At 63.3% G+C, this 17,156-nt stretch carries 21 protein-coding genes and 1 pseudogene; 5 read left to right on the forward strand and 17 right to left on the reverse strand.

Features of this window, described 5'->3' with window-relative positions; all coding sequences use genetic code 11:
- Positions 1 to 16: 16 nt before the first annotated feature.
- From FJW10_RS05085 to coxB, 15 genes are all read right to left on the reverse strand, one after another.
- Entirely contained in the window at positions 17 to 313 is a 297-nt protein-coding gene (locus FJW10_RS05085) for a type II toxin-antitoxin system RelE/ParE family toxin (protein ID WP_348639749.1), read from the reverse strand.
- On the reverse strand, positions 303 to 584 hold the full coding sequence (locus tag FJW10_RS05090) for a type II toxin-antitoxin system ParD family antitoxin (RefSeq protein WP_140898879.1): 282 nt from the start codon (positions 582 to 584) through the stop codon (positions 303 to 305). Before FJW10_RS05090 ends, FJW10_RS05085 begins: the two co-directional genes overlap by 11 nt.
- 92 nt (positions 585 to 676) lie before the next feature.
- The gene (locus FJW10_RS05095) at positions 677 to 1,264 is read right to left on the reverse strand and encodes a histidine phosphatase family protein (RefSeq protein WP_140898881.1); all 588 of its coding nucleotides are present in this window, start codon (positions 1,262 to 1,264) and stop codon (positions 677 to 679) included.
- Between the two features lie 41 nt (positions 1,265 to 1,305).
- Positions 1,306 to 1,851 (reverse strand): ribonuclease HI, encoded by a 546-nt coding sequence (gene rnhA, locus FJW10_RS05100; RefSeq protein ID WP_140898883.1) that lies wholly within the window; start codon positions 1,849 to 1,851, stop codon positions 1,306 to 1,308.
- The gene (locus FJW10_RS05105; RefSeq protein WP_140898885.1) at positions 1,848 to 2,810 is read right to left on the reverse strand and encodes a homoserine kinase; all 963 of its coding nucleotides are present in this window, start codon (positions 2,808 to 2,810) and stop codon (positions 1,848 to 1,850) included. Before FJW10_RS05105 ends, rnhA begins: the two co-directional genes overlap by 4 nt.
- A gap of 6 nt (positions 2,811 to 2,816) precedes the next feature.
- Positions 2,817 to 3,821: a 4-hydroxy-3-methylbut-2-enyl diphosphate reductase gene (gene ispH / locus FJW10_RS05110; protein WP_140835355.1), complete on the reverse strand. Its 1,005-nt coding sequence runs from the start codon at positions 3,819 to 3,821 to the stop codon at positions 2,817 to 2,819.
- A 138-nt stretch (positions 3,822 to 3,959) separates the two neighbouring features.
- Positions 3,960 to 4,715 carry an SURF1 family protein gene (locus FJW10_RS05115; RefSeq protein ID WP_181177416.1) on the reverse strand — a complete coding sequence of 252 codons (756 nt, stop codon included), beginning with the start codon at positions 4,713 to 4,715 and terminating at the stop codon, positions 3,960 to 3,962.
- A complete protein-coding gene (locus tag FJW10_RS05120) occupies positions 4,712 to 5,098 on the reverse strand; it encodes a DUF983 domain-containing protein (RefSeq protein WP_140835354.1) in 387 nt (128 codons plus the stop codon). Before FJW10_RS05120 ends, FJW10_RS05115 begins: the two co-directional genes overlap by 4 nt.
- Before the next feature lie 14 nt (positions 5,099 to 5,112).
- Entirely contained in the window at positions 5,113 to 5,550 is a 438-nt protein-coding gene (locus FJW10_RS05125) for a L,D-transpeptidase family protein (RefSeq protein ID WP_140899316.1), read from the reverse strand.
- Positions 5,551 to 5,744: 194 nt separating this feature from the next.
- Entirely contained in the window at positions 5,745 to 6,626 is an 882-nt protein-coding gene (locus FJW10_RS05130; protein ID WP_140898887.1) for a cytochrome c oxidase subunit 3, read from the reverse strand.
- Between the two features lies 1 nt (position 6,627).
- Positions 6,628 to 7,260, reverse strand: coding sequence for a cytochrome c oxidase assembly protein (locus FJW10_RS05135; RefSeq protein WP_140835352.1), 633 nt, complete (start codon positions 7,258 to 7,260; stop codon positions 6,628 to 6,630).
- The gene (locus FJW10_RS05140) at positions 7,260 to 7,451 is read right to left on the reverse strand and encodes a hypothetical protein (protein ID WP_140647282.1); all 192 of its coding nucleotides are present in this window, start codon (positions 7,449 to 7,451) and stop codon (positions 7,260 to 7,262) included. The genes FJW10_RS05135 and FJW10_RS05140 overlap by 1 nt, the downstream gene beginning before the upstream one ends.
- Complete coding sequence (locus FJW10_RS05145) at positions 7,448 to 8,392, reverse strand: heme o synthase (protein ID WP_140898888.1); 945 nt, start codon at positions 8,390 to 8,392, stop codon at positions 7,448 to 7,450. The genes FJW10_RS05140 and FJW10_RS05145 overlap by 4 nt, the downstream gene beginning before the upstream one ends.
- Positions 8,393 to 8,468: 76 nt before the next feature.
- A complete protein-coding gene (gene ctaD / locus FJW10_RS05150; protein WP_140835350.1) occupies positions 8,469 to 10,118 on the reverse strand; it encodes a cytochrome c oxidase subunit I in 1,650 nt (549 codons plus the stop codon).
- Between the two features lie 38 nt (positions 10,119 to 10,156).
- A complete protein-coding gene (coxB, locus tag FJW10_RS05155) occupies positions 10,157 to 11,041 on the reverse strand; it encodes a cytochrome c oxidase subunit II (RefSeq protein WP_140835349.1) in 885 nt (294 codons plus the stop codon).
- 328 nt (positions 11,042 to 11,369) lie between these two features.
- Here coxB and FJW10_RS05160 point away from each other — a divergent pair, with 328 nt between their 5' ends.
- The 5 genes and pseudogenes from FJW10_RS05160 (at position 11,370) to FJW10_RS05175 (ending at position 15,003) form a co-directional block, all read left to right on the forward strand.
- On the forward strand, positions 11,370 to 11,909 hold the full coding sequence (locus tag FJW10_RS05160; RefSeq protein ID WP_140647278.1) for an invasion associated locus B family protein: 540 nt from the start codon (positions 11,370 to 11,372) through the stop codon (positions 11,907 to 11,909).
- Between the two features lie 72 nt (positions 11,910 to 11,981).
- On the forward strand, positions 11,982 to 12,449 hold the full coding sequence (locus FJW10_RS05165; RefSeq protein ID WP_181177418.1) for a YbjN domain-containing protein: 468 nt from the start codon (positions 11,982 to 11,984) through the stop codon (positions 12,447 to 12,449).
- A gap of 96 nt (positions 12,450 to 12,545) precedes the next feature.
- Positions 12,546 to 13,958 (forward strand): metalloprotease TldD, encoded by a 1,413-nt coding sequence (tldD, locus tag FJW10_RS05170; protein ID WP_140898890.1) that lies wholly within the window; start codon positions 12,546 to 12,548, stop codon positions 13,956 to 13,958.
- Between the two features lie 84 nt (positions 13,959 to 14,042).
- Positions 14,043 to 14,210, forward strand: a pseudogene (locus FJW10_RS30710) (AbrB family transcriptional regulator); the annotation flags it as partial.
- 124 nt (positions 14,211 to 14,334) lie between these two features.
- Entirely contained in the window at positions 14,335 to 15,003 is a 669-nt protein-coding gene (locus tag FJW10_RS05175) for a transglutaminase-like cysteine peptidase (protein WP_181177419.1), read from the forward strand.
- 42 nt (positions 15,004 to 15,045) lie between these two features.
- Here the strand turns inward: FJW10_RS05175 and FJW10_RS05180 are convergent, their stop codons facing one another.
- Together FJW10_RS05180 and FJW10_RS05185 are read right to left on the reverse strand one after the other, a co-directional pair.
- Positions 15,046 to 16,287 (reverse strand): class I SAM-dependent RNA methyltransferase, encoded by a 1,242-nt coding sequence (locus FJW10_RS05180; protein ID WP_140898891.1) that lies wholly within the window; start codon positions 16,285 to 16,287, stop codon positions 15,046 to 15,048.
- Entirely contained in the window at positions 16,284 to 17,057 is a 774-nt protein-coding gene (locus FJW10_RS05185) for a TlyA family RNA methyltransferase (RefSeq protein WP_140835345.1), read from the reverse strand. The genes FJW10_RS05180 and FJW10_RS05185 overlap by 4 nt, the downstream gene beginning before the upstream one ends.
- Positions 17,058 to 17,156 lie beyond the last annotated feature (99 nt).

Raw genomic sequence — 17,156 nt, forward strand, 5'->3', positions numbered from 1 at the left:
GGTCAGAAGAGACGGTTCAAATCCCTGCGACCGTCGACAACGCGTACGATCTCCACCAAATCGACCGGACCGCTGTCCGTATCTGGGACCGTTTCGTAAAGGGCAAAAACGGAGCCGCGACAAGCATTCGCGCCGAAGGGCGAATGTCGGGGCGTCTGACGCCCATGCGTGGCTGATCCACGAGTTGTGCAGCTCGATCCTCTATCCATTCGTAGTAGTGGTCCGCTGCCTTTAAGTTCTCGGCGCCTATGGTGATATAGATATCGATCAGGTCGGCTTTTGCCGTTGGCGACCAGACTATTCTAACGACCATTTGGCGAAGCGTCCTTCAGCTTCTGCCGCGCTTCCCTTCGCAAGGTATCGAAGTCCAAAGTCTCCGGTTCTCCGCTTGCCTTCCCTTCGTCCCACAAGCGCTGAAGCCGCCGCACATCCTCTTTCCGAAGTTCGCGCTTGGCCAACCAGTCCCGCATCGCTTCGCGCACGATTTCGCTAGCTGTCGCGTATTCGCCAGCTTCCACAGCTTCGCGCATGATGGCTGCCTGTTGCGTCGTCACGGCTACGCTTAACTTTTCCACGTTTGGCATGGGGTGCTATCCTTGCTCTATGGTAGTAAATAATACTCCCTTTTCGGAGCTGCAATCAATGGTGCTGCTGCTTCTCTGAGTTCAGCCGACAATCAGAGGCTCCGCGCTGCTGGCCAGTCGATCGGCAGCCAACCATGGATCAAGCGGCGCGAGCCGATATCCCAGGCGAAGTAGTTGCCCCCGCCCGCCGGCTGATCCGCCTTGCTGCTGATTTCCCGTCCACTGAGATGGAGGAGCAACAGCGTTCCCACGCCGCCATGGCCGACGAAGGCGATGTCGGCTTCACTGGCCGCATGCACGGCTTCGATCTCACCCACGATGCGGCTCTGCGCATCGATAGCCCGTTCCCAGCCTCGGATGCTCTCGTGCGGCCTGGCGAAGAACTGATCGGCGACCGCTTCGAATTCCGGCGGCGGCAAGAAGCCGGTTGCCGACCGGTCGTTCTCGTGCATCCGCTCGCGCATCTCGACCACAAGACGAAGACGTTCCGCCAGGATTTCCGCGGTTTCGATCGCCTTGCGTTCGGCGGACGACACGATGCGGCCGATCGAGCCGACCCAGGGCTGGTCGAGCATGGCGACGGCCCTCGCCCGGCCGACGTCGGACAATCCCCATTCAGGCACGGGAACGTCGGCGTCGATGCGCACCTGCGGGTGTGTGATGTAATAGGCTATCGGCACGACATGCTTCTCCGGTCAGAGTGCAAGCCAGCCCGCCGAAATCAATAGCTCTGGGTGGAGCGACGTGCCCTTGGGGCTGCCGGCTGCCTTGCCGGTGTGGCCGGCTTCGGCGCCGCTGCCGGCTTCGGCGTTGCAGACACTGCCGAGCCCTTCTTGAACGGCGCCATGCCTTCGCGCGCGAGTTCGTCGGCGCGTTCGTTCTCGGGATGACCGGCATGGCCCCTGACCCAGTTCCAGGTCACCTTGTGGCGGCGATTGGCTGCGTCGAGCGCTTGCCATAGCTCGCCGTTCTTCACCGGCTTCTTGTCGGCGGTCTTCCAGCCGTTCTTCTTCCAGCCATGGATCCACTTGGAAATACCGTCCATGACGTATTTGCTGTCGGTGTAGAGATCGACCGCGCAAGGTTCCTTCAGCACGTCGAGGGCCGAGATGGCGGCGAGCAATTCCATGCGGTTGTTGGTCGTCTCGGCCTCGCCGCCCGACAATTCCTTGGTCTTGCCGTTGAAGCGCAGGATGGCGCCCCAGCCGCCCGGTCCCGGGTTGCCGGAGCAGGCACCGTCGGTGAATATCTCAACGTGCTTGCTCATGTCAGTCCGTATTCGGAAGGAGATCGGATCGCGCGGTGGAAGCGCATGCGGCGGATATATTCGGTCGGATCGCGCTTCATCACCAGCCCGCCATCCGGAATGGTCAGCCAGTCATAGAGGCGGGTCAGCATGAAGCGCAGCGCCGAGCCGCGCGCCAGCATCGGCAGCGCCGCCCTCTCGTCAGCCTGAAGCTGCCGCACCGACTGGTAGCCGGCCAGCAGCGCCGTCCCCTTGGTCAGGTTGAAGGAAAAATCCTTCTCGAAGCACCAGGCGTTGAGGCAGGTGGCGACATCATAGGCGTAGAGGTCGTCGCAGGCGAAATAGAAGTCGATCAGCCCGGACAGCTTCTCGCCGAGGAAGAAGACATTGTCCGGGAACAGATCGGCGTGGATGATGCCCCGCGGCAGGCCGGTCGGCCAGTTGCGCTCGAAATCGCTAAAGTCGGCATCGACCTCAGCCGCCAGGCCCGGCTCGACCTCGTCGGCCCGGTCGCGCGAGGCCGTCCAGAGCTTGCGCCAGCCGTCGATGGCCAGCGCGTTCGGCCTTTTCATCTGAAAATCCTGGCCGGCGATATGCAGGCTGGCGAGCGCCTTGCCAACCTCGCCGCAATGCGCGGCCGTCGGCCGCCGTAACGACAGGCCTTCGAGGAAGGTGATGATGACGGCGGGCCGGCCGGCGAGCGTGCCGATGACGGTGCCGTCATCCGCGGTGACCGGCAGCGGGCAGGAAATGCCCTTCCTGGCGAGATGGCCCATCAGGCCGAGAAAGAACGGCAGGTCGGCCTTGTCGACGCGCTTCTCGTAAAGCGTCAGGATATAGGAGCCGGTCGAGGCGTGGACCAGGAAATTGGAATTCTCGGTGCCTTCGGCGATGCCTTTGTAGGAAAGCAACTCGCCGACCGGATAGGCTTTCAGGAACGCGCTGAGTTCGTTCTCGTTGACGTCGGTGTAGACGGCCATCCGGTTTCACGCCGCTCCATTGACGAAGGCCATGTCGGCCGCCGTCAGTTCGACATCGCGCAAAACCCTCATCACCGGAAAATCCTCCGTTTCCGTGGCCGTGACGGCCAGATCGATGGTGACGTCGAAACGCTGGCGGAACGCATCGATGATCTCATCGACGATGATCTCCGGCGCCGAGGCACCAGCCGACAGGCCGAGCGTCCTGATCCCGGCGATCTCATCCCACGGAATTTCGGCGGCGCGCTGCACGAGAAGCGACATGGCGGCACCCGCGCGCTCCGCCACTTCGACAAGGCGACGCGAGTTGGACGAATTGGGCGCGCCGACGATAAGGAAAAGATCGGCGCCCGCCGCCGTCTCCTTCACCGCTTCCTGGCGGTTGGTGGTGGCGTAGCAGATCGATTCGGCCGCGGCCGCGTGCAATTCGGGAAACCGCTCCTGTAGCGCCCGGATGATGCCGGCGGTGTCCTCGACCGACAAGGTCGTCTGGGTGACGAAGCCAAGCGCCGAAGCGTCGACCGGCACGAAGCGCGCCGCATCGGCCTCGGTCTCGATCAGCGTCACGGCGCCTTCCGGCAACTGGCCCATCGTGCCGATCACTTCGGGGTGGCCGGCGTGGCCGATCAAAAGCACATGGCGACCGAGCCGTTGGTGGCGCATCGCCTGCTTGTGCACCTTGGAGACGAGCGGGCACGTGGCATCGAGATAGAAAAGGTTGCGCGCCTCGGCATCCGCCGGCACCGATTTCGGCACGCCATGCGCGGAAAAGACCACGGGCGACTGGCGATGCTCCGGCGGAATCTCGGACAGTTCCTCGATGAAGACCGCGCCCAGGCTCTGCAGCCCTTCGACGACGTAACGGTTGTGCACGATCTCGTGGCGGACATAGACCGGCGCGCCGTATTTCTTCAGCGCCAGCACGACGATCTGGATGGCGCGGTCGACGCCGGCGCAGAAGCCGCGTGGCTGGCAGAGCCTGATGGTCAGCGGTGGCTTTTTCTCGGTCATGAATGCGAAGCCAGTTCAGTCGGAATCAAGAGCATGATGCCGAAAAGTGTGTAGCGGTTTTCGGACCACATCATGCTCTATCTCTTTGTCGGAGGCGAAATGAGACGTGCACCCCTGCCCTGTCAAGAGCGGCGGCGCTCACTGCTCCTTCGCCGGGCGGCGCAGTCTTAGAATCAGCACGGCTGCAAGGGCGGCGGCCAGCCCGTACCAGGTGACGGCATATTGCAGGTGGTTGTTCGGCAGATCGATGATGGTGACACCGCCGACCGGCAGGCCGCCGGGGTTCGGCGTCTTGTCGGCATCGATGAAGAACGGCACCAGCACGAACCCCGCCGGCAGGCCGGCGGTCGCCGCCATGACGTCACGGTCCTTCCAGTAGAAGATGTTCTTGGCGACGTCATTGTCGGGAAGCATCATCGATGGTTTTGCCGGCAGCGGATTGCGGGCAAGCCCGGTCAGGGTCACCTTGCCGGTAACCTCACCTTGTTGGCGCTTGGCCGGATCCTTGAGGTCGTAGGGAACGAAGCCGCGGTTGACGAGCACGAAGCGGCCATCCTCGAGTTGCAAGGGCGTGTAGACGTTGAAGCCGCTGTCGCCTTGCCAGGTGGAAAAGAAGTGCCGCTCGCCCTGGTGCAGGAAAGTGCCGGTCACCGTCACCGGCGTGTAATCGACATCGTGGGAAGCGGCGAATTCCTTCTCGACGTCCGCTAGAGCCAGCGGTGCGGAATGCGTGCGCTTATCGATGGTTGCGAGCAGGCCTTCCTTCCAATGCAGGCGCTGGACCTGCCAGGTGCCGAGCCCGATCAGGACGGAGAACAGGACAAGGCCGAGGCCGATGAGCAACGCCGTGCGCGGCCGTGAACGGCCGGCAACCAAACCGGTCGTCTCGGTCATGCGCTGGAATCCAGCCTGCCCTCGGAGGCCTTCTTCGAATACTGCAAGGTGATCAGCACGCCCTTGATCAGGCGCAGCGCCGTCAGGCACAGCACCAGCGCCAGCGGTATCCACAACATGAAGTGCAGCCAGAGCGGCGGACTGAACGTCACCTCCATCCACAATGCGAGGCCGACGACGACGAAGCCGATGATCAGGATGACGAACACCGCCGGTCCGTCGCCCGCATCGGCGAAGGAATAGTCGAGCCCGCAATTGTAGCAGCGCTTGCCGACGGTGAGGAAACTGGAGAACAGCTTGCCTTCGCCGCAGCGCGGGCAGCGGCCATGCAGGCCCGCCGAGACCGGATCTATGGGTGGCCAGATCGCCTTGTCTTCACTCATTTAGAGAGCTTCGCTCATCTCATGATCTCGATCGGTGTCCCGTCGGCCACCCTTGTCCAGATTTCATCCATATCGGAGTTCGTAACCGCAATACAGCCATCGGTCCAGTCGACCATTTGAAGCAGCCCGCCCAGCCAGCCGAAACCGTTCGGCTGGCCGTGGATCATGATGAAGCCGCCTGGATCGACACCCAGCGCTTTCGCCGCCGCCTTATCGTCGGCATTTGGATAGGAGATATGGATCGACCTGTGCGCGACGCTGTTGGGATTGCGCCAGTCGAGCACATAGCGCCCTTCCGGCGTTCGCTCGTCGCCTTCCCGATGCTTTTGGCCGACAGGGGCGCCGCCAAGCACGATGCCGTAACTGCGCAGGATTTTGCCGCCGCCGATCAGTTGCAACTGCCGTTGCGATTTCTCGACACGCACCAGATCGACCGTTTGTCCGGGCCACATACCCCTGTCGAGCAGTGAGCTTGTGGTGATCAGATACGCGCAGATGGCCAAGGGAATTTTCGCCCACATGGGCTACCGATGGCCGGCCATTGCGCCGAAAAGAAGAAGGCGGCCGCGTCGCCGCTACCGCCTTCAAAACTCCTGAAAGCAAATTCCGGAAAAATCGCTACGCGCTTTTCCCGGATTGCTTTTTATCAGTGGCCTTCGATCAGCGCGCCGTTCGAGGCCCAGACATAGATCGCGCTGAACAGGAACAGCCAGACCACGTCGACGAAGTGCCAGTACCAGGCGGCCGCCTCGAAGCCGAAATGCTGCTTCGGTGTGAAGTCGCCACGCATCGCACGCACCAGGCAGACGAGCAGGAAGATGGTGCCGATGATGACATGGAAGCCGTGGAAGCCGGTCGCCATGAAGAAGGTGGCGCCGTAGATCGAATCCTTGAACGCGAACGGGGCGTGCATGTACTCGTAGGCCTGCACCATGGTGAACAGCATGCCGAGGCCGACGGTCAGCACCAGGCCGTTGATCAGACCCTTGCGGTCGCCATGCAGCAGCGCGTGGTGCGCCCAGGTCACCGTCGTGCCCGACAAAAGCAGGATGATGGTGTTGTAGAGCGGCAGGTGGAAGGGATCGAGAACCTCCAACCCCTTCGGCGGCCAGACGCCGCCGGTGAAGGCGGCGCGGGCATACTGGTTTGCCTCGCCGGGGAAGAGACTTGCGTCGAAGAAGGCCCAGAACCAGGCGACGAAGAACATCACCTCCGACGCGATGAACATGATCATGCCGTAGCGCAGGTGCAGCGACACGACGCGCGTGTGATGACCCTCATGCGCTTCCTTGATGGTGTCCGACCACCAGGCGAACATCGTGTAGAGCACGATGATCAGGCCGATGAAGAACAGCCACGGATTGGCGATGTTGTGGCCGAAGACCGGGAAGTTGCCGGCCTTCAGATACTGCATCAGGCAGACGCCGCCGATGGCGGTGACCAGCGCGCCGACCGAACCCAGGAAAGGCCACGGGCTCGGGTTGACGAGATGGTAGTCGTGTTGTGGTTTTGCGTGCGCGTCTGCCATATCAACCCCCGAGGCTTGCTTCGGAATCTGGAACTTTGTTGCTGCTGCTGCCAGCGGCCGGCGCCGACGAGGCGACCGGCTGTTTCTTTTCGACCGGGAACATCGTGTAGGACAGGGTGATGGTCTTCAAGTCCTTGAGTTCCGGCACGTTGACGATGTCTGGATCGACATAGAACACGACAGGCATGTCCAGCGTCTCGCCGGGCTTCAGCGTCGTGTCGGTGAAGCAGAAGCACTCCACCTTGTTGAAATAGGCACCGGCCATTTCCGGCTGCACGTTGAACGAGGCGCGGCCGGTGATGGTGCGGTCGAATTTGTTGGTGGCGCTGTAATGCGCCTGCGCCGTCGCGCCGATCTTGATCGTCACCGAGCGGGCGACAGGTTCGAACTGCCACGGAATGCCGTTGGTGTTGGCGTCGAAGCGGATTGTTATGTCGCGGTCGAGCACGCGGCCGGCATATTGCTTTTCGGCGCGCTGCGTGGTGCCGCCATAGCCGGTGACCTGGCAGAACATCTTGTAGAGCGGCACCGCCGCATAGGCCATGCCGACCATGCCGGTGAAGAAGGCGAGGCAGACCGCGGCGACGATGCCGTTGTTCACCTTGCGGGGCTTGCTGCTGGTCTCGCCGCCCATCAGCCGCCTCCCAACAGGCCGGAGCCGGTGATGCTGGCCCCGGTGTGGCCGAAGCGCACGATGGTGGCGGCATAGAAGATGACGACCAATGCCGCCAGCGCGACACCGATGGCTATGGAGCGGTTGCGGCGCGCCTTCTGCTGGCGCTCGGTCAGCGTGACCAGTTCGAGCTTCTTGTCGGCCACGATCATACTCCCCCCATCATGAGGGCGCGCCCGACCACGCAGTCGACGAGATAGGCGGCAAAGATAGCGAAGAGATAGAGCAGCGAGTAGCCGAACAGGGCCTTGGCCGGCTTCATCGCGCGATCGTCGTCGGCCATGGCAAGCACTTTCCAGGCATACCAGACGAAGCCCGCGCCGAGGACCGCCGAGACGACGCCGTAGCCGGCCGTGGTGTAACCGAGCGCCCAGGGCAGCACGCCCACCGGCGCCAGGATCAGCGCATAGGCAAAGATCTGCCGACGGGTCGACGCCTGGCCGGCGACATTCGGCATCATCGGGATGCCGGCGCGGGCATAGTCGTCGGACTTGAACAGCGCCAGCGCCCAGAAATGCGGCGGCGTCCACAGGAAGATGATCAGAAACAGGATCACGCTTTCGAGGCTGACCGAGCCGGTCACGGCGGCCCAGCCGATCACCGGCGGAATGGCGCCGGCGGCGCCGCCGATGACGATGTTCTGCGGCGTCCAGCGCTTCAGCCACATGGTGTAGATGACGGCATAGAAGAAGATGGTGAAGGCCAGAAGCGCTGCCGACAGCCAGTTGACCAGCACGCCCAGCGTCATCACCGATAGCACCGACAGCACCAGGCCGAAGCTCAATGCCTCTCCCGGCGTTACGCGGCCGGCCGGCACCGGGCGGCCGGCGGTTCTCGTCATCACCGCGTCGATGTCGGCGTCGTACCACATATTGAGCGCGCCGGAGGCGCCGGCGCCGATGGCAATGGCCAGGATGGCGATCATCGCCAGCAGCGGGTTGATGGCAACGGGCGCCGCGACCAGGCCGACAAAGGCCGTGAAGACGACCAGCGACATGACGCGCGGCTTCAACAGGGCAAAGAAATCGCCCGCGGTCGCTTCCGACATGCGAAAGCCCGCTTCCTCCATCAATCTGTCTTCGGCAAGGGCCATGCGTACTTAAAGTCCATCATTCCGTTGGCCAAGACCGCCGGACAAGCCGGCGGCCTCGTATGCGTCGGGACGCTGCTTACTTGATCTTCGGCAGCTGTTCCCACTGGTGGAACGGCGGCGGCGAAGGCAGCTGCCATTCGAGCGTGGTGGCACCCTCGCCCCACGGATTGGCGCCGGCGACGCGCTTCTTCTGGAAGGCCTCGAACACGCCATAGAGGAAGATCGCAACACCGACGGCCGAAATGTAGGAGCCGTAGGATGAGACCATGTTCCAGCCGGCGAAGGCATCCGGATAGTCGACGGTACGGCGCGGCATGCCGGCGAGGCCGAGGAAATGCTGCGGGAAGAAGATCAGGTTGACGCCGACGAAGGTGACCCAGAAGTGGGTGTTGGCAATCACCGGCGAGTACATGTAGCCGGTCATCTTCGGGAACCAGTAGTACCAGCCGGCGAAGATGGCGAACACGGCGCCCAGCGACAGCACGTAGTGGAAGTGGGCGATCACGAAATAGGTGTCGTGCAGCGAGCGGTCGAGGCCGGCATTGGCCAGCTGAACGCCGGTGACGCCACCGATGGTGAACAGGAAGATGAAGCCCAACGCCCACAGCATCGGCGGCTTGAAGGAGATCGAGCCGCCCCACATGGTGGCGATCCAGGAGAAGATCTTCACGCCGGTCGGCACCGCGATGACCATGGTGGCGAACACGAAGTAACGCTGCGTGTCGAGCGACAGGCCGGTCGTGTACATGTGGTGCGCCCAGACGATGAAGCCGACGGCGCCGATCGCGACCATGGCGTAGGCCATGCCGAGATAACCGAACACCGGCTTCTTCGAGAAGGTCGACACGATATGGCTGACGATGCCGAAGCCCGGCAGGATCAGGATGTACACCTCGGGGTGGCCGAAGAACCAGAACAGGTGCTGGAAGAGGATCGGATCACCGCCATTGTCCGGCACGAAGAAGGAAGTGCCGAAATTGCGGTCGGTGAGCAGCATGGTGATGGCGCCCGCAAGGACCGGCAGCGAGAGCAGCAGCAGGAAGGCGGTGATCAGCACCGCCCAGGCGAACAGCGGCATCTTGTGCAGCGTCATGCCGGGAGCGCGCATGTTGAAGATGGTGGTGATGAAGTTGATGGCGCCGAGGATCGACGACGCGCCGGCGATGTGGATCGACAGGATCGCCAGATCCATCGCAGGGCCGGGCTGGCCGGAGGTCGAGAGCGGCGGATAGATCGTCCAGCCGCCGCCGACACCGAAGGCGCCCGGCGCGCTCGGCACGAACATCGAGGAGAGCAAGAGGATGAAGGCCGGCGGCAGCAGCCAGAAGGAAATGTTGTTCATGCGCGGGAAGGCCATGTCCGGCGCGCCGATCATGATCGGCACCATCCAGTTGGCGAAGCCGCCGATCAGCGCGGGCATGACCATGAAGAAGATCATGATCAGGCCGTGCGCGGCGCCGAAGGCGTTGTACATGCTCTTGCCGCCGTCGATGGCGGCGTCGCCCTGCATGCCATAGACCATCTGCGCCAGGCCGCTGAAGATCTGGATGCCCGGCTCTTGCAGCTCCATGCGGATGGCGACCGAGAGCGCGCCGCCGATGACGCCGGCAATGATCGCGAAGATCAGGTAGAGCGTGCCGATGTCCTTGTGGTTGGTCGAGTAGACCCAGCGGACCCAGCCCTGCGGCCTGTGGTCGTCGTGATCGTGAGCTGCAGCCTCTGCCATGTTCCGCTCCGTTCCCTAAATCTTGCTAACCCGCGGCATCAGTTGCCGGCGGCCGCTACCTTGTTGGTACCATCGATCTCGGCCATCAGCGCCTTGTTGGCGGCGGGCACATCGGTCTTGGCCGTATCCAGCCAGGTCTTGAACTGCGCATCGGACACGACGCGGACGGCGATCGGCATGAAGGCATGGTCCTTGCCGCAGAGCTGCGAGCACTGGCCATAGTAGAGGCCTTCCTTCTCCGCCTTGAACCAGGTCTCGTTGGTGCGGCCGGGCACGGCGTCCATCTTGATGCCGAAGGACGGCACGGCGAAGGAATGGATGACGTCGGTCGCGGTGATCAGGACGCGGGTCAAGGTGTTGACCGGCACGACCAGCTCGTTATCGACCGCGAGCAGGCGCGGATAGAGGCCGCGATCTTCCTTGCCGGCCTTGGCGCGGTCGGCATCCTGGAGAACCGCCGAGTTGAAGGAGAAGGTCTTGTCGACCTGGTATTCATAATCCCAGTTCCACTGGTTGCCGGTCGCCTTGACGGTGAGCTTGGCTTCTTCCGGCGGGGTGTATTGCGCGGTGAGCAGCTGGAAGGAGGGAATAGCGATGAGCAGAAGCACGATCACCGGCCCGACCGTCCAGATCACTTCGATCAGCGTGTTGTGGCTGGTCTTGGACGGCACCGGATTGACGCTGGCGCGGAACTTGACGATGCAAACCAGAAGCAGCAGCAGAACGAGGATGGTGATCGGGACGATAAACCACATGGTGTAGTTCCCGAACCGCTCGATCTGCCGCATCATGTCGGTGGCCGGAGCCTGGAAGGTCATCTCCCATGGCCGCGGCTGGTCGGCATGGGCCGCCGCGCTGGAGAAGAGCACGGCCGAAGCTGCCGCACCTGCCAAGAATTCAGCGCTTGCCAGGAATTTCCTCATCGCCCTCTCGTCTCCCACTTCCCGCGATCCGATCGCACCAATAATCGACGATGCCGGGATTGGGAATCCCGGTCTGTCCCTAGGGTGGTTCAAACCATACTCTATTTCCCTCCGCAAGGAAGGAGCGGAGGAAACCGTGCGGCATTTTTGCGCGCAAGCCGAAGGCCGTGTTCGGCGCTCGCCGCGCTATATGCGCCGCGGTCGCAATTCGGGCGAATTTGCTTTGGAAAAGCATGGAATTGCCGGTATCGGGGCGGATCGGCGGCGGTCTCGTCCTTTACTTGGCCCCGGCGCGGCTTAAAGTGCCGTGATTCGCAATGGAGCCGTTATGACTTCCTGGCTTTCGAGAACCCTGGCGAAGGTCGTCCTTGCCGTCGCCTTGCTCGGTGTCGGCGTAGCCGTTGGCGCCGCTGCCTCGCCGAACAACGCCACGCCGCCGAGCGGCACGGTGAAGTCGACGCATGGTGCGTGGTCGATCATCTGCGATACGCCTGCAGGCGCTACCTCCGAGCAATGCGTGATGATGCAGAACGTCGTCGCCGAGGACCGCCCTGAAATGGGGCTTTCGGTTGTGGTGCTGCGCACCGCCGACAACAAGGCCGAGATTCTGCGCGTGCTGGCGCCGCTCGGCGTGCTGCTCCCCAACGGCCTCGGTCTCAATGTCGATGGCAAGGATATCGGCCGCGCCTATTTCGTGCGCTGCTTCCAGGACGGCTGCTACGCCGAGGTGATCCTCGAAAAGCCGCTGCTCGACACGCTGAAGAGCGGCACGTCGGCCACCTTCATCGTCTTCCAGACCCCCGAGGAAGGCATCGGCATTCCCGTCGACCTCAAGGGCTTTGCGGAAGGCTTCGCCGCCCTACCTTGATCTTCTTGCCCATGCGCCGCTCCTGACGCTGAGGTCCGGTGGCGAATGCGCATTTGGCTGCCAGGAGGCTCAATGCGCGCGAATTTATCCGCTTTCATTACCGGGCTGGCGCTGGCCGGCACGGTTTCGGCCGTACGGGCCGAGGATGCCGAAATCCTCCAGACGCCCGACCCGCCGGCGATCCTCGACATAGCCAAGGGCTTCGGCTCGGCCAGGATGGACAAGGACGACAATGGCGATCCGATGCTTTCCGGCCGGATCGAGGGCGTCAAATACGTGATCTATTTCTATGGCTGCGAGGATCACGAGAACTGCAAGTCGCTGCAATTCTCGACCGGCTACACCGACCCGTTGACCGCCGACCAGGCCAACGCCTGGAACGCGAAATACCGCTGGGTAAAGGCCTATGCCGGCGACGGCTCGAACTTCAAGATGGATGTCAGCTTCGCCGGCGGCATCACCAGGGCCAATCTGGAGGAGCAGTTTTCCAACTGGAACACGATGGCCGGCAACATCAAGGGCTTCCTGAGCGGCGAGTGACGGCGCAATCGCTGACTTGGCCCTGTTGACGATTGTGCGACGGCGGCTTCGCGCCTACATCCGTCGGAACGATTTGTTTCCAAGAATGGATTTGCCATGAACAGCCTGATCGGCCAATTCGACATTTCCGACGATCGCGTCAAGGAGATCGTCGCCGAGACCATCAAGGGCGCCGACGACGGGGAGTTGTTCCTCGAATACAGCGAGAGCGAAGCGCTGATGTTCGACAATGGCCGGCTGAAGACGGCCAATTTCAACACCGACCAGGGATTCGGCCTGCGCGCCGTAGCCGGCGAGGCCAGCGGCTATGCGCATTCCAGCGACATCTCCGAAGCCTCGCTGCTGCGCGCGGCCGACGCCGTCTCGACGGTCAAGGGCGGCTATTCCGGCACATTGGCCGGAGCGCCCGCCCGCACCAACCGCCACCTCTATGGCGACGAGAACCCGATCCCCTCGCCTTCCTTCGAGGCCAAAGCCAAGCTCTTGCAGGAAATCGATGGCTGGCTGCGTGCGAAGGATCCGCGCGTGCGCCAGGTGACGGCGTCGCTCGCCGCCTCGTGGCAGCATGTCGAGATCGTGCGCGGCGACGGACAGATCGTGCGCGACATCCGCCCGCTGGTCCGGATCAACGTTTCCGTCGTGGTCGGCGATGGCGACCGGCAGGAGAGCGGCTCCTACGGCATGGGCGGCCGCAAGAGTTTTGGCGAGTTCGTCGGCGAGGAGAGCTGGAAGCATGCGGCAAACGAGGCGCTGCGGCAGGCCCTGGTCAATCTGGAAGCGATTCCGGCGCCGGCCGGCACCTTCGACGTCGTTCTGTCCAGCGGCTGGCCGGGTGTGATGCTGCACGAGGCGGTCGGCCACGGGCTCGAAGGCGACTTCAACCGCAAGAAGACCTCGGCCTTCGCCGGCCTGATGGGTAGCCAAGTGGCGGCGAAGGGCGTCACCGTAGTCGATGACGGCACCATCCCCGAGCGGCGCGGCTCGCTCACAGTCGACGACGAAGGAACGCCTTCGGCGCGCAACGTCTTGATCGAGGACGGCAAACTGGTCGGCTATATGCAGGACCGCCAGAACGCGCGGCTGATGGGCATGAAGGCGACCGGCAACGGCCGCCGCGAGGGCTATGCGCACCAGCCGATGCCGCGCATGACCAACACCTATATGACCGCGGGCGACATGGAGCCGGAAGAGATCATCGCCTCGGTCAAGAACGGCATCTACGCCGTTTCCTTCGGCGGCGGCCAGGTCGACATCACGTCGGGCAAGTTCGTGTTCGGCTGCACCGAGGCCTACATGATCGAGAACGGCAAGGTGACGCAGCCGATCAAGGGCGCGATGCTGATCGGCAACGGGCCGGACGCCATGCACCGCGTCAGCATGATCGGCAACGACATGAAACTCGACAGCGGCATCGGCATGTGCGGCAAGGCCGGTCAGGGCGTGCCTGTCGGCGTCGGCCAGCCGCATCTGCGGATGAACCAGATGACGGTGGGCGGCACGAGGGTTTGAGGGGTTGGCGCCGTTCCGGTAGAATCGTCTGCCAAAGACATTTCACTCGAGCGTGCAGGCATCATGTCCAAATCCGAGAACGCGCCAGAGGGCGTTGATGTGAAACCGGCGCCGGCCTTTGCACCGATGCGGCCGCAGGACGTGTTTGGAATCCTACAGCGTGCTGGCGGGCCAAAAACACTTGAAGATATGGACGCGAGCGTACTCGCCGAAGCGCGGCAGTGCCACGCTCGGATTGATGCCAACTCGTGAGGAGGGGCAGCCTCTGCCTTACGCCAGACACAATCGTGTTAGGACATTATTAATTGTTTAATTGGCGGGGCGGGCGTTTGCGCATTAGCTTGTCGCCAGTCTTCTCGTTGCGGTGGTGTTGGCAATGCAGCGTTCCCCTGGCGTCCTGACCTCTTCTTTCCTCCTTGGCCTCGTTTCTTTGGTTGGCGCTTCATCGCTGCAAGTCGGCCCTGCAGCGGCGCAGTCGTCGCTGTTCAAGCTGACGACGACACGACTTGTTGCGAGCTCCGCCACCGTCGGCGGCAGCACCAGCGTTCCCTATGGCTGGCTCGATTTCTGTCATCGCCGGCCGAAAGAGTGCAAGGTGCCCGCTTTGCCCGCCACAAGCGTCAAGCTGACTGCGCAGAACATGAGCATCCTCAAGCGGATAAACCAGAAGGCGAACCGCTCCATCAAGCCCGTCAGCAATTACGATCACTGGGGCACGATGATGGATCACTGGGACTATCCGGTGGACGGCAAGGGCGATTGCAAGATCTACGCGCTCTACAAGCGCAAGCTTCTCCAGGAAGCGGGATTTCCCCGGCAGGCGCTGCTGATGACGGTGGTGCGCGACCTTCACGATGAGGGCCACACCATCCTGACGGTGAAGACGGACAAGGGCGATCTCGTCCTGGACAATCTGGTCGACGAAATCCGCCCCTGGAACGCCACCGGCTATTATTTCCTGAAGCGCCAGTCGCAGCAGAACCCGAACAGCTGGGTTTCGATCAACCAGCGCGGCGGCACGGCGAAACGTTTTCCGAGCTCGTAGGACAAGTCGCCATTTGAGTGAAGTCAGCTGCAACCGGCAAGGCTATCGCCGCCGCCTCGGCTTCTCCAAAAGCGCCACGGCCTCGACATGCGGCGACCACAGGAACTGGTCGATCGGCGTGACGCTCTTCAGCGTATATCCGCCATCGATGAGGATGCGCAGATCGCGCGCCAGCGTCACCGGATTGCAGGAGACGGCGGCGACCAGCGGCACGTCGGAACGGGCGATCTGCTTCGACTGGTCCTCGGCGCCGGCGCGCGGCGGATCGAAGACCACTCCGTCGAAAGCGTTCAGCTCCTTGAAGGTCAGCGGCCGGCGGAACAGGTCGCGGCGTTCGCTGGTCACGCGCTTCAAGCCGCTGGCGAAGCGGAAGGCGCGGTCTAGCGCGGCGAGGGCCGGCGCATCGCCTTCGACGGCATGGACTTCCGACCTCGCGCCAAGTCGTAGCGCGAAGCTGCCGCTACCGGCAAACAAGTCCGCGACCTTCCTGGCGCGCAACAGATGCTGGCCGACAAGGTCCGCCATTGCCTGCTCGGCGGCTTCCGTCGCTTGCAGGAAGGCGCCGGGCGGCACGGCGACGGCGACCGGTCCGAACTGCACCACCGGCTTCTTCGGCTCGACGACGATCTCGCCGTCGACGGAAAGCCGCGCCAGGCCCTCGGCCATGACGAAATTCGACGCGATACGGCGCTGGTGGTCGCCAAGCTTGCCGGCATCATGGACGGCAATGTCGAGGCCCGAAGCCGTGACGGTGACCGTCATATGGAACGCCTTCGGCGTGGCGCAGACCAATTCGGCCAAGGCGCGCAATTTGTCGAGCGCCGAGACGATCGCCGGCAGCGAGATCGGGCATTCCTCGATCGGGATGATCTCGGACGACAGCGCGCGCACGAAGCCGAGCAACATGCCGGCATCCGTGCGCCTGCCGCTGAAGGTGACGCGGCGGCGGGTATGCGGCGCGCACGGCACCAGCGCAGCGATCTCGCAAGCCATGCCCTTGGCCTTCAGCGCCTGCACGACCTTCTCGCGCTTCCATTGCCGGTAGGCTTCGGCTTCGAAATGCTGCAGCGCGCAGCCGCCGCATTCGGTGAAATGGCGGCAGGCCGGGTCGATCCTGAGCGGCGAGGCTTCCAGCACCGACATCAGCGTGGCGCGTTCCTTCTGGCGCGCGGCCGTGACCGACTCGCCCGGCAGCGTGAACGGGATGAAGACTTCCCCGCCTTCGGCGTTGGCGATGCCGTCGCCCTGCGAGCCCAGCCTGGCGATGGTGAAGCGTGTGCTCATCGCGACCCCGCATCCTTTATGGCGGCGAGCAGGAACTCGCGGTTGCCGTCGCCGCCTTCGATCGGCGACGGGTGCAGCCCGAGCACCCGCCAGCCGGAATTGCCGGCCAGCCAATCACGCAGGTTCTCGGCTATACGCCCGGCATCGTCCGGATCCTTGAGCAGGCCGCCCTTGCCGATCGCCTCGCGGCCGGCCTCGAATTGCGGCTTGACCAGAAGAATTGCCCTGGCGCCCTCGCCCGCCAATTCCAGCGCCGGTGGCAGCGCCAGCTTCAGCGAAATGAAACTGACGTCGCAGACAAGGAAAGCGGGAGCGCGGCCGCCGAGATCGACTGCCGTCAAATCACGCGCGTTCAATCCCTCGATGACGGTCACGCGTGGATCACCGGCAATCTCGGGACGCATCTGGCCGTGGCCGACATCGATTGCCGTGACATGCGCCGCGCCGCGCTCCAGCAGCACCTGGGTGAAGCCGCCGGTCGAGGCGCCAATATCGAGCGCCTCGCTTCCGGAAGGATCGAGGCCGAAATGGTCGAGGCCGGCGATCAGCTTCAGTGCCGCGCGCGACACATAGGCCTGCGCCGGATCGTCGATGGCGATCAGGCAGTCCGGCGCGACAGATTGGCCGGGCTTGCGGGCAATGGCGCCGTCAACCGTTATCGTGCCGCGCTCGATCGCGTCGCGGGCGCGTGAGCGGCTGGCGAACAGGCCGCGGCCGACGAGCAATTCGTCGAGCCGCTGGCGCTGGCTGGCTGGCAAAGGGGAACTCATCGGCCTTCATTGGCGAAAGCCGGGCGCGAACGCAATGGGTTTGAATATCGGGCGACAGGCTGCAGAATGCGGACAGGAACAGGCCGTTCGTCAGTTGAT

The sequence above is a fragment of the Mesorhizobium sp. B4-1-1 genome, from assembly GCF_006439375.1.
Taxonomy (GTDB): domain Bacteria; phylum Pseudomonadota; class Alphaproteobacteria; order Rhizobiales; family Rhizobiaceae; genus Mesorhizobium.